General features: G+C 63.8%; 10 protein-coding genes. 6 read left to right on the forward strand and 4 right to left on the reverse strand.

Going from position 1 to position 12,253, the window contains the following annotated elements:
* Window positions 1-71: 71 nt before the first annotated feature.
* Complete coding sequence (locus X566_RS07025; protein ID WP_034464754.1) at window positions 72-1,574, forward strand: murein L,D-transpeptidase family protein; 1,503 nt, start codon at window positions 72-74, stop codon at window positions 1,572-1,574.
* A 139-nt stretch (window positions 1,575-1,713) separates the two neighbouring features.
* Here the strand turns inward: X566_RS07025 and X566_RS07030 are convergent, their stop codons facing one another.
* Window positions 1,714-2,517 carry a class I SAM-dependent methyltransferase gene (locus tag X566_RS07030; protein WP_244434695.1) on the reverse strand — a complete coding sequence of 268 codons (804 nt, stop codon included), beginning with the start codon at window positions 2,515-2,517 and terminating at the stop codon, window positions 1,714-1,716.
* Between the two features lie 72 nt (window positions 2,518-2,589).
* Between X566_RS07030 and X566_RS25140 the strand changes: the two genes are divergently transcribed.
* On the forward strand, window positions 2,590-2,931 hold the full coding sequence (locus X566_RS25140; RefSeq protein ID WP_173402559.1) for a hypothetical protein: 342 nt from the start codon (window positions 2,590-2,592) through the stop codon (window positions 2,929-2,931).
* A gap of 204 nt (window positions 2,932-3,135) precedes the next feature.
* Here X566_RS25140 and X566_RS07035 read toward each other — a convergent pair whose 3' ends face one another.
* Window positions 3,136-4,047 carry a LysR family transcriptional regulator gene (locus X566_RS07035; RefSeq protein WP_034464756.1) on the reverse strand — a complete coding sequence of 304 codons (912 nt, stop codon included), beginning with the start codon at window positions 4,045-4,047 and terminating at the stop codon, window positions 3,136-3,138.
* Window positions 4,048-4,148: 101 nt separating this feature from the next.
* Here X566_RS07035 and X566_RS07040 point away from each other — a divergent pair, with 101 nt between their 5' ends.
* Entirely contained in the window at window positions 4,149-5,330 is a 1,182-nt protein-coding gene (locus tag X566_RS07040; RefSeq protein ID WP_034468135.1) for an MFS transporter, read from the forward strand.
* Between the two features lie 77 nt (window positions 5,331-5,407).
* On the opposite strand, the gene X566_RS07045 is transcribed toward X566_RS07040, so the two are convergent.
* Window positions 5,408-6,061 carry a glutathione S-transferase family protein gene (locus tag X566_RS07045; RefSeq protein ID WP_034464758.1) on the reverse strand — a complete coding sequence of 218 codons (654 nt, stop codon included), beginning with the start codon at window positions 6,059-6,061 and terminating at the stop codon, window positions 5,408-5,410.
* A 222-nt stretch (window positions 6,062-6,283) separates the two neighbouring features.
* Window positions 6,284-9,121 (reverse strand): preprotein translocase subunit SecA, encoded by a 2,838-nt coding sequence (secA, locus tag X566_RS07050; protein WP_034464761.1) that lies wholly within the window; start codon window positions 9,119-9,121, stop codon window positions 6,284-6,286.
* Between the two features lie 306 nt (window positions 9,122-9,427).
* Between secA and X566_RS07055 the strand changes: the two genes are divergently transcribed.
* The 3 genes from X566_RS07055 (at window position 9,428) to mutT (ending at window position 12,202) form a co-directional block, all read left to right on the forward strand.
* Complete coding sequence (locus X566_RS07055) at window positions 9,428-10,360, forward strand: peptidylprolyl isomerase (RefSeq protein ID WP_034464763.1); 933 nt, start codon at window positions 9,428-9,430, stop codon at window positions 10,358-10,360.
* A 205-nt stretch (window positions 10,361-10,565) separates the two neighbouring features.
* Complete coding sequence (gene argJ, locus X566_RS07060; RefSeq protein WP_034468136.1) at window positions 10,566-11,807, forward strand: bifunctional glutamate N-acetyltransferase/amino-acid acetyltransferase ArgJ; 1,242 nt, start codon at window positions 10,566-10,568, stop codon at window positions 11,805-11,807.
* Window positions 11,804-12,202 carry an 8-oxo-dGTP diphosphatase MutT gene (mutT, locus tag X566_RS07065; RefSeq protein ID WP_034464765.1) on the forward strand — a complete coding sequence of 133 codons (399 nt, stop codon included), beginning with the start codon at window positions 11,804-11,806 and terminating at the stop codon, window positions 12,200-12,202. The genes argJ and mutT overlap by 4 nt, the downstream gene beginning before the upstream one ends.
* Window positions 12,203-12,253: the final 51 nt, after the last annotated feature.

Below are 12,253 nucleotides of genomic sequence, written 5' to 3' on the forward strand. Positions count from 1 at the left end.
AAGCAGGTTGCACGTAATCGGACGGTTCGGGGCGTTCCGGTGGGGGTTGTGGTTGCTTTGGGGAGCTTCACTTGATTTCTGACAATACGGTCCGCGGATTTGTGGCAGCAGCTGCGGTGGCAGCCTGCGTCGCGCTGGCCGGATGCAATGCCGAGCAGGCGGCCTTCGTCACCAACGCCAAGGCCAACAAGCCGATCCCCGAAAAGCTGGCGCAAGACATCCAGGCGAAGGAGATGGATCCGCAGTCGCCGATCCTGGTCCGCCTGTTCAAGCAGGAAGCCGAGCTGGAAGTCTGGAAGCAGGACAAGACCGGCCGCTTCGCGCTGCTGAAGACTTATCCGATCTGCCGCTGGTCCGGCGACCTTGGCCCGAAGATCCGGGAAGGCGACCGTCAGGCGCCTGAGGGCTTCTACAACATCACGCCGGCGCAGATGAATCCGGAGTCGGCGTACTACCTGTCGTTCAACATGGGCTATCCGAACGCGTTCGACCGTTCGCTCGGCCGCACCGGCTCGCAGCTCATGGTGCACGGCGACTGCTCCTCGCGCGGATGCTACGCGATGACCGACGAGCAGATCTCGGAAATCTATGCGCTCGGTCGGGAATCGTTCTTCGGCGGACAGCGCTCGTTCCAGGTGCAGGCCTATCCGTTCCGGATGACGCCGCAGAACTTCGCCAAGCACCGCAACAATCCGAACATGCCGTTCTGGAAGATGCTGAAGCAGGGCAACGATCACTTCGAGGTGACGCATCTCGAGCCGAAGGTGGATGTCTGCGAGCAGCGCTACGTCTTCAACGCCGACAAGGATCCGCTCTCCAACCGAGCGCCGAGCTTCAACCCGACCGGTAAGTGCCCGACCTATCAGGTGGCCGATGACATCGCGCAGGCGGTGGCGGAGAAGCAGCGCAAGGACGAATACGAGACCGCCCAGCTCATCAGCCGCGGCACGCCGAGCGTGGTTGCGCGCAAGGGCATCGACGGCGGCATGCACGCGCTGTTCGCGGCGAAGACCCCGAACGGCTCGACCGGTCTGTCCGACACCAAGAGCACGACGTTCTCCTCCTACGCCGCCGTCCCGTCCGTGCCGCCGACGGTCAATCCGCCACGCTCGGCTGACGAACCGACGCTCGCGCTCGCATCGCCCGCAAGCTCTGGCGGAGACTTCCTCTCGACCTCCGCGCCGGCCACCACCGAAGCCGCAAAGCCCACGGTGCGCGTCGCCACGGCTCCCGCATCGAACTCCTCCGACAGCGGCGGGTTCTTCTCGAGTCTTGCCCGGAAGATCGGCATCGGCGCTGATGGCGAAGCAGCGCCGAAAACGACGTCGAGCGCACCGGCGCCGAAGCAGCCTCCGAAAGCGCAGAAGCCGACGCAGGCATCAGCACCGAAGCCGCCTGCCGCGATCCGGCACGAACCGAAGGCTCACGAGACGAAGCCAACCGAAACTCGGACTGCAGCCGCTCCGAAGCCTACGGCGCCTCCGACCGAGAAGAAGGAGCGCAACACGGCGATTGCCGGTGCGCAGCCGGTCGTCCCCTCGAACGCATTCGATAGCCGCTGGTCGATGCGCTGACCCCGCAATGACCTTGAGCGCAAGCGCATTGCGCCTTGGCTCTTGGTGCGCGCGATGTCTTCGATGACATGATCGCTCTTCCGGATCATGCTTTGACGCGCTCGATCGCGCCCCGGCGCAATCTGGACGTGCCACTCCCTCACCGTTTCATCTCGTAGTAGCGCAGCATATCCTTCGCCTGCAGCGTGCGATCCGAACGCCGGCCGAAGAAATAGACTCCGCTTGCGGCATCCGATTTCGGGCCTGGTCTTGCAAAGCGATCGATGAACCGCACCCAGAAGAACGGTAACGCCACCAGCGTCGCCAGACGCGTGCTGAGCCCGAGCGACAAGGCGACGTAGCGGATCGACCAGACCAGCGCCTTACCCGCACCGCCGACCGCGCCGGAATCGATCTCCTCGAAGTGACGAAACAGCCAACGATGGCCGCTCAAGGTGAAGCGGGTGAAGTCATAAGCCTGTTCGTGCACCTGCTGGATAAACGGCGTGTCGGCATAGACCACGCCACCGGGTTTCAACACGCGGTGGATTTCCGCGACCACCGTCGATGGATCGAGCACATGTTCGAGCACCGCCTGGATCCAGACGCCATCGAACACTGCATCCTGGAACGGCAGGAAGTGGCCGTCGGCGACGACGTCGGTGTTCGCAGACGCATAGACGTCGGTGCCGATGACGCGGATGTTTCCGGTCGCATAGAGTGGATCGGCGCCTGCGCCGATGGCACCACCGCCAATGACCAATACCAGCGGATTGGGCGCCTGCTGCAATAGACGGATGACCATCTCGCGCGACTTCTCCGGCGTCACCGGATTCGCGCCCGTCAGCATGCGCCGCAAGCGGACGGCCATCCCGCGGCCGGTGTCGTCGCGCTTCATCACCGAGCCGCGATCGTCCGCATAGGCGGCGCGATCAAAGATGCTGCGGTCGAAATCGATCAGCACGGGCTGCCCTGACGCGCGCGGAAAACCCGCGCGTGTGTAATGGCAGTCTGTGTTGGTACATCGAATCGGATCGTGGTCGAGATCGAGCGCCGAGCGGCAGCGCGGACAACAGAGCAACGCTTTTACGTCCAACAAGAATTCAATTCCCTGCATGATGAATCCGTGCTGCGCTGCCGGCTCGCCGCTTTGCGTCCGGCATTCCAGCAATTCGAGCAACGTCGATTGTCGGCGGATCAACTTTTCACGAAACTCGCCGTTCCGCATGTATGCGCAACCTGCGACATTCTAACGTGCCCTGTAACGCGCGATTCACAACACACGCGCGCATCACGTGCGCAACAAGTGCGTGTGCAGCCTTACGGCTCGATACAACCGCATCGTTTGATACGCACGTTCACCAACGACGGCGTGTAGCGAAGAAAGCCATATCACAGTGATAACTTGCAGCGGTCACAGGTGGTGACGCGTTGCGTCGAATGTCTCTCGCGCGGGGCGCGGCCAACGACGCGAGATCACACGCGCCGGCATGAAGACGCGTCCGATCCGGCATCGCCAAACGACAAGACACTTGTAATGACACGACACTTGCACGCTGATGGCCATCACGCGATCGTACGCTCAATCGCCAACCTTGCCGCGCTCGGCGAGGAAATCGAGCAGCACGCGAATGCGTGACGGCAATAAGCCACCTTGGCCGAGATAGACCGCGTGAAAACTCTCGCGATCGCCGGGATTGAACTCCTGCAACACCGGCACGAGGCGACCGGCAGCAAGATCACCACGCACCGTAAACGTCGCCAACCGCGCAAGACCCGCACCGCCGAGCGCGAGTTGGCGCAGCGTCTCCCCATCGCTTGCCTGCACGCGACCCATCGTTGGCACCACCACCTCGCTGCCGTCATGCGCCCTCAACGGCCAGCCCTGGATCGCCCGCGCATAGCCGAAGCCAAGACGATTGTGCGCGTCGAGATCGGCGATGCTCTTCGGCTCACCGTAACGTTGCAGGTAAGCCGGCGACGCGACGATCAGCTTTCCCACATCGCCAAGCTTGCGCGCGATCAGGCTCGAACTCTTCAGCGGCCCGGCACGGACCGCGACATCCGTGCGTTCCGCGATCAGGTCGATCACCAGATCGGTCTGCACGATATCCAGCGTCACCGCGGGATAGCGCGTGAGAAATTCCGACAAGACCGGCGCGAGAATGTGGGTGCCGTAGGAGGCACTGGTGTTGAAGCGGATCAGTCCGCTTGGTTGCTCGCCGGCCGCGGCGCTGCGTTCGGCTTCATCGAGATCGGCAAGGATGCGGGTCGTTCGCTCATAGAAGGCCGAGCCCTCGGGCGTGAGCTGCAGGCGGCGAGTGGAGCGGTTGACCAATCGCGCCCCGAGCCGCGCCTCCAGCCGGCCGATCAGCTTGCTGACCGCCGAGGGCGTCATCCGGCAAGCCCGCGCGGCCGCGGAAAAGCCGCCGTGCTCAACCACGCGGACGAACACTTCCATCTCTCCGGACCGGTTGACCTCGCCGCGCGCCATTGTGAATTTAATTCATAGATAATGTTCCCGCCTGCCTTCTATATCATTTTTTGCAGTGCATCCATATCCCACGGCAGAAACACACTCCCACGAGGTTGATCATGCCGCTGGCACTCTATGCCCTGACGGCCGGAGCCTTCGGCATCGGCGTCACCGAATTCGTCATCATGGGCCTGCTGATCGAGGTCAGCGACACATTCCACGTCTCGATCGCCTCCGCCGGGCTCCTGATTTCCGGTTATGCATTGGGCGTGGTCGCCGGCGCACCAGTGTTGACGGTGCTGACCGGCGGATGGCCGCGCAAGACGGTGCTGATCGCGCTGATGATGATCTTCACCGTCGGCAACATCGCCTGCGCGCTGGCGCCGAGCTACGGCTTCCTCATGGCCGCACGAGTTCTGACGGCGCTCGCGCACGGCACCTTCTTCGGCGTCGGCTCGGTGGTCGCCACCGGCCTCGTCGCCCAAGACAAGCGCGCGTCCGCGATCGCCGTGATGTTCACCGGACTGACCGTCGCCAACATCCTCGGCGTGCCGTTCGGCACCTGGCTCGGCCAGCAATTCGGCTGGCGCGCGACCTTCTGGGCGGTGGCGCTGGTTGGCGTCGTTGCGATCCTGGTGCTCGCCCTGCTGCTGCCGAAGGATAAGGGCGACGCAGAAACCGCGGACTGGCGCGCCGACCTGCGCGCCATCGCCCGCAAGCCGGTGCTGCTCGGCTTCACCAGCACGGTGCTGGGTTTTGCCGGCGTATTCGCCGTATTCACCTACATCGCGCCGGCGCTGACCCGCATCACCGGTTTCTCCGACGCGGCCGTGTCGCCGATCCTGCTGGTGTTCGGCGGCGGATTGATCGTCGGCAATCTCCTGGGCGGCAAGCTCGCCGACCGCAGCCTCGTGCCGTCCCTGCTCGGCACGCTGGCCGCACTCGGCATCGTACTGGCGCTGATGACATTCGCGCTGCACAGCAAAACCGCTGCGGTGCTGTTCGTCGGCCTCATGGGCGCCACAGGCTTCGCCACCGTGGCGCCGCTGCAACTCTGGGTGATGGAAAAGGCGCACGGCGCCGGCCAGAGCCTCGCCTCTTCGTTCAACATCGCCGCGTTCAATCTCGGCAACGCGATCGGCGCCTGGGCGGGCGGCACAGTGATCGACCACGGGCCTGGATTGGGCTCGGTGCCATTCGTGGCCGCGCTGTTTCCGCTCGCGGCCATTGCCGTGACGTTGATCGCGCTACGCGCGGAACGAACCGCCCCCGCCAAGGCCTGCGAATCGTCCGCCGCCTGATTACGGAGACCTTTTTTAAAGGCGACAAGCGGCCGCGCTCGAACCTGCGAAGCGCGGCCGCAAAGCGCCATCCAGTCCTACGCCGGCTCGGCGTCGCGTTTTGCCATCATCGCCTTGAAAGCCGGCCGCGCATGGCACGCCGCGAGCCAGGCCTTCACCCGCGGCGCTTCCGCAAATAGCTCCGGCGCGCCCATCGCGTAGCGCACCACCTCCGCCACATTGAGATCGGCGACCGTAAAGCGCCCGCCGACCAGATGACCGCTCTCCGCCAGCGCCTGGTCGAGCACCGCGAAGGGTCCGCGCAACGCATCGACGCCCGCCTGCGCGAGCTTTGGGCCGCGCAATTCCGGCTTGCCTGCGCGATGCGTCAGGATCTGCAAGGCATGCTGCTCGACTTCGTTCGCAGCCCATAGCGACCACATGCTCATCAGCCCGTCCTCGGCCAAATCGGCCGGCGCAAGCGGGCCGCCATGCTTCTTCGCCAGATAGAGGTTGATCGCCAGCGACTCGTGCAGCGCGAGGCCATCGTCCGCCATCGACGGAATATGCCCGTTCGGATTGATTTTCAGAAACTGTTTGGAGCGCGTGTGCAGCGGCGCATCGGCCGCGCCGGGATCAGACAGACGATAGGCCTGGATCACCGGCACGCTCTGGAAGGGAATGTTCAGCTCGTCTGCAAGCCAGTAATTGCGCGAGGCGCGCGAGCGGTAGACACCGTAGATCGTCAGCATGATGGATCGGCCTTCCCCTGGAATAATCCGACCGTTTTATAGCCTATTCGGAGAACAACAGCGCGGTCATTCCGGACGCTGCGCCACGCGCAGCGATCCGGAATCCCGAGCTTGCAGACATGCAGACCGCATCATCTCGCGATCCGAGCTCGCGCGTTTCACGCGCGCTCCGGAATGAGCGCGAAAGATCAGAGCGGAGGATAAACCCCGGCCATCGGAGGATCAGGCGAACCGGCCGTGGCAGTGTTTGAACTTCTTGCCCGAACCGCAGGGACAGTTCTCGTTGCGGCCAACCTTGCCCCAGGTCGCCGGATTGTTGGGGTCACGATCGGCCGGCGCGGTCGGCGGTGAGAACGCCATGGTCGCGAGCGGCACCTCGTCTTCACCCGTATCCGGATTAAGCTTGTGTGCTTCCATCATCGGCAGCTCCGGCTGCTGCTGCTCCGGCGGGACGATCTCGACCCGCATGAGCTGTGCCGTCACCGCCTCGCGCAGGTGTGCGATCATGGTCTCGAACAGATTGAAGGCTTCCGCCTTGTATTCGTTGAGCGGATCGCGCTGACCATAACCGCGCAGGCCGACCACCTGGCGCAGGTGATCGAGCATGATCAGATGCTCGCGCCAGAGATGGTCCAGCGTTTGCAGCAGCACTGTCTTCTCGACATAGCGCATGACGTCCGGGCCCCATTGGGCAACCTTCGCCGCCATGTGCTCGTCGACGCGCTTCTCGATGCGCTCGGAGATCTCCTCGTCGGCGATGCCTTCTTCTTTGGCCCACTCATCCACCGGCAGGTCGAGCGCCAGCACGCGATTGAGCTCTTCCTTCAGGCCGGCGACATCCCACTGCTCCGGATAGACCCCTTCCGGCACATGCTTGGCCACCATGTCGCTCACCAGCGCATGACGCATGTCGGCGACGGTTTCGGCCACGTCCTCATCACGCATCAAATCGATGCGCTGGTCGAAGATCACCTTGCGCTGATCGTTCTGAACGTTGTCGAACTTGAGCAGGTTCTTGCGGATGTCGAAGTTGCGCGCTTCGACCTTCTGCTGTGCCTTCTCTAGAGCCTTGTTGATCCACGGGTGGATGATCGCCTCGCCTTCCTTCAGGCCGAGCCGCTGCAGCATCGAGTCCAGCCGGTCCGAACCGAAGATGCGCATCAGATCGTCTTCCAGCGACAGGAAGAACTTCGAACGGCCGGGATCGCCCTGACGACCGGAGCGGCCGCGCAGCTGGTTGTCGATGCGCCGCGATTCGTGGCGCTCGGAGCCAATGATGTAGAGACCACCGGGCTTGGTGATGGTCTTGGCCGGCTTGCCGCCCTTGGCCGGTTCGATCTCGATCGTCTCTTCCGCCTTCAGCACGATCTCGCGGAACTTCTCGATGTCCGCCTTGATCTGCGCGATGCGCGCCTGCTTCTCGGCCTCGTCCTCGATGCCCGCGGTCTCCTGCGCAATACGCATTTCGAGCGAACCACCAAGCTTGATGTCGGTCCCGCGGCCGGCCATGTTGGTCGCGATCGTGATCGCGCCCGGAATGCCGGCTTCGGCGACGATGTAGGCTTCCTGCTCGTGGAAGCGCGCGTTCAGCACGGCGAACATCTTCGCCGGCTTGCCGGTGCGGGCGGCGGCATAGAGCTTGTCGAGCGCCTTCTGGTTGCCGAAGTCGATCTGCTTGTAGCCGTTCTTCTTCAGGTATTCGGCGAGCGTCTCGGACTTCTCGATCGAGGCGGTACCGACCAGCACCGGCTGCAGCCGCGCATTCGCCCGCTCGATCTCCGCCAGAATCGCCGCGTACTTCTCGTTGGCAGTGCGGTAGACCTCGTCATCCTCGTCGAGCCGCGCGACCGGAACGTTGGTCGGGATCTCCCGCACTTCCAGCTTGTAGATGTCGAAGAATTCGTCCGCCTCGGTCGCCGCCGTACCGGTCATGCCGCCGAGCTTCTCGTACATGCGGAAGTAGTTCTGGAAGGTGATCGAGGCCAGCGTCTGGTTTTCCGGCTGGATCGGCTGGTGCTCCTTCGCTTCCAGCGCCTGATGCAGGCCTTCCGAATAGCGGCGGCCAGGCATCATGCGGCCGGTGAACTCGTCGATGATCACCACCTCGCCGTCGCGGACGATGTAGTCCTTGTCGCGGGTGAACAGGGTGTGGGCGCGTAGGCCCTGGTTGATGTGATGAACGGTGGAGACGTTCTCGATGTCGTAGAGCGAATCGCCCTTGAGCAGACCCGCCTCGCGGATCATCTGCTCCATCTTCTCCATGCCCGCTTCGGTCATGGTCACCGTGCGCTGCTTTTCGTCGACCTCGTAGTCGCTCTTGTCCAGCTTCGGGATATAGGCGTCGATGGTGTTGTAGAATTCGGAGCGGTCGTCGAGCGGACCGGAGATGATCAGCGGCGTGCGCGCCTCGTCGATCAGGATCGAGTCCACCTCGTCGACGATGGCGAAGTAGTGCGGCCGCTGGACCATGTCCTCCAGCCGGTACTTCATATTATCGCGCAGATAGTCGAAGCCGTACTCGTTGTTGGTGCCATAGGTGATGTCGCAGGCGTAGGCCGCCTTGCGCTGCTCGTCGTCCAGGCCATGCACGATGACGCCGGTGGTGAGGCCGAGGAAGCCGTAGATCTGGCCCATCCATTCGGCGTCGCGCTTGGCGAGGTAGTCGTTCACCGTGACGACGTGCACGCCCTTGCCGGCGAGCGCGTTGAGATACACCGCCAGCGTCGCCACCAAGGTCTTGCCTTCGCCGGTCTTCATTTCGGCGATGTCGCCCTCGTGCAGCACCATGCCGCCGATCAGCTGGACGTCGAAATGCCGCTGGCCGAGGGTGCGTTTGGCGGCTTCGCGGACCGTGGCGAAGGCGGGAACGAGGATGTCGTCGAGGGTCTTGCCATCGGCGAGCTGCTGCTTGAATTCGGCGGTGCGGGCGCGCAACGCCTCGTCGGAGAGCTTCACGAGCTCCGGCTCGAGGGCGTTAATGGCGTTGACCCGTGGCTGGTAGGATTTGATGCGCCGGTCGTTGGCGGAACCGAAAAGCTTGCGTGCGAGCGCACCGATCATGGAAAGTTCGTCCTTCAGAGGAGCGTTTTGGGCCGCAATCAGCCGTTCAAATGGCTGGCGGCCTTCGAAACCGGGACACGAGAGCGATATTGGGAAAGCAGCCGAAATCGCGCCGCGACCCGTTCCGTCCGGCTGGGCAGAGATATGAGCCGGTCAAAGCCTTGTCAACGGCGCAAAACCTCTCAGGAAATTCATGATTTCGCCTGACTTTGCGCATTGCTAACGCCCGCCGATTGCGCGACTGTCCGCCGCTTCGAGCACCGACACCAAGGTCAAAACCACCAGGTCGACACCCAAGGATTTTTCATGACCGACTTCCTTCCGCGCTCGCCGCGGGCTTTCCGCACCGCACTGGCCGCGATCGCGCTTGCCGGCTGCGCAACAGTTGTCTTTGCAAGCGCCGGTCAGGTTCGCGCCCAGGATGCCAATCCGGTTCTCGCCAAGGTCAATGGCGTCGAAATCCGCCAGAGCGACTTGAACATGGCCGAGGAAGAGTTGGGCGCCGCCCAGCTCGCCCAGATGGACCCGGCGACCAAGCGCGACAACCTGCTGTCCTACGTCATCGACCTGAAGATCGTCGCCAAGGCCGCCGAGGACAAGAAAATCGGCGAGACCGACGACTTCAAGAAGAGCCTCGCCTTCGCCCGCGAGCGGCTTTTGATGGACAAGCTGCTCACCAGCGAGGCCAAGGCCGCCACCACCGACGAGGCGATGCGCAAGGTCTATGACGAAGCCGCCAAGCAGATGGGCGGCGAGGAGGAGGTGCGTGCCCGCCACATCCTGGTCGAGACCGAAGGCGAAGCCAAGCAGATCGCCGAGGAATTAAAGAAGGGAGCCGACTTCGCCGAGCTCGCGAAGAAGAAGTCGAAGGATCCCGGCGCATCGGACGGCGGCGACCTCGGCTACTTCACCAAGGAACAGATGGTGCCCGAGTTCTCCACCGCCGCGTTCGCGCTCGAGCCCGGTAAGATCTCCGACCCGATCAAGAGCCAGTTCGGCTGGCACATCATCAAGGTCGAGGACAAGCGCAAGCGCAAGCCGCCGGAATTCGATCAGGTGAAGCCGCAGATTGAAACTTATGTGACGCGGAAGGCCCAGGCCGACCTGGTCAGCAAGCTGCGCGAGACCGCCAAGATCGAACGCTTCGACAAGAAAGACGAACCGGCCAAGGACGCAGCGAAGGATGCGAAGGACGCGCCGGCGGCCAAGGGCGGCGCGATGGCGCCCGCGAAGAAGTAATCACGGCGGCGAAGAAGTCGTTCGACTTCTGCAGCGAACTTCAGTAATTTGACCAGGTGCCCGGGCTCTCGCCCGGGCATCCGCGTCTTGAGCCTCGTTTTCTGCGTCAGACTTTTTGCGTCAGACCTAGCCGCAAGGCGCGGACGGCCGGACCTTCCGGCAACGTTTTCCCGTGACGTTCAACGCCAGGCTCAAGGCAGATCGCATGTCCAGCTCCGTCTCCCCCCTCGCCCCGAAGACCACCCCGCATGCGCCCGCGATCGCCGGCGTGCGCCTTGCGACGGCAGAGGCAGGCATCCGCTACAAGAACCGGACCGATGTGCTGCTGGCGCTGCTCGATCCCGGCACCACGATCGCCGGCGTGTTCACCAAGTCGAAATGCGCCAGCGCGCCGGTGGAATGGTGCAAGACCAACATGAAGGGCGGCCAGGCGCGCGCCCTGGTCGTCAACTCCGGCAACGCCAACGCCTTCACCGGCAAGACCGGCCGCGCCTCCACCACGTTGACTGCGGCGATCGCCGCGAAGGCGGCCGCCTGCAAGGCGAACGAGGTTTTCCTCGCGTCGACCGGCGTGATCGGCGAGCCGCTCGATGCGACCAAGTTCGACGGCGTGCTGGAACGGCTCGCGGAGGAGGCCGACGGCGACCGCTGGATCGATGCCGCGAAGGCAATCATGACCACCGACACCTTCCCGAAAGTCGCGACGGCCACCGTCAAGCTCGGCAAGGCCAAGGTCACCATCAATGGCATCGCCAAGGGGGCCGGCATGATCGCTCCCGACATGGCGACGATGCTGTCGTTCATCTTCACCGACGCGCCGCTGTCGGCGGGCGTACTGCAGGCGCTGCTGAAAGGCGGCGTCGAGGACACCTTCAACGCCATCACCATCGACAGCGACACCTCCACCTCGGACACGCTGCTGGCATTCGCGACCGGCGCCGCGGCCGAGCACGGCGCGCCGAAGATCGCGCGCGCGTCCGATCCGCGGCTGAAAGCCTTCACCAAGGCGTTCAACGCGATCCTGGCCGATCTCTCCGAGCAGGTGGCCCGGGACGGCGAAGGCGCACGCAAGTTGATCGAGATCATCGTCGACGGCGCAGTCTCGAAGAAATCCGCCCGCACCATTGCCATGTCGGTGGCCAACTCGCCGCTGGTGAAGACGGCAGTCGCCGGCGAGGACGCCAACTGGGGCCGCGTGGTGATGGCGATCGGCAAGGCTGGCGAGCCCGCCAACCGCGACAAGATTTCCATCGCCTTCAACGGCATCCGCGTCGCCACCAAGGGCGCGCGCGATCCCTCTTATGACGAAGACAAGGTGTCGGCGACGATGAAGAAGGACACCGTACAGATCAAAATCTCGCTCGGCCTCGGCAAGGGGCGCGACCGCGTGCTGACCTGCGACCTGACCAAGGAATACGTCGCCATCAACGGCGATTACCGGTCGTGAAACTCACCCTCGTCGTCGCCTGCGCGCTGGTCGATGCCGACAACCGCGTGCTGATCGCGCAGCGGCCGGAGGGCAAAGCGCTCGCCGGTCTCTGGGAGTTTCCAGGCGGCAAGCTCGATGCAGGCGAACGACCCGAGCAGGCGCTGATCCGCGAATTGCACGAAGAGCTCGGCATCACTGTGCGCGAGGCCTGCCTTGCGCCTTTGACATTCGCAAGCCACGGCTATGACGACTTCCATCTGCTGATGCCGCTTTACATCTGCCGGCGCTGGGAGGGCGAGGTCACTGCGCGGGAGGGACAGAAGCTCGCCTGGGTGCGCGCGACCAAGCTCTCTGAGTATCCGATGCCGCCGGCGGACCTACCACTGATCCCGCATCTGATCGACTTGCTCTGACTGCTCGCGGCCCGCCGCAAGTCCCCATCCGGAGGAACACCCAAAGGGCAC

The organism is Afipia sp. P52-10 (assembly GCF_000516555.1).
Lineage (GTDB): Bacteria > Pseudomonadota > Alphaproteobacteria > Rhizobiales > Xanthobacteraceae > P52-10.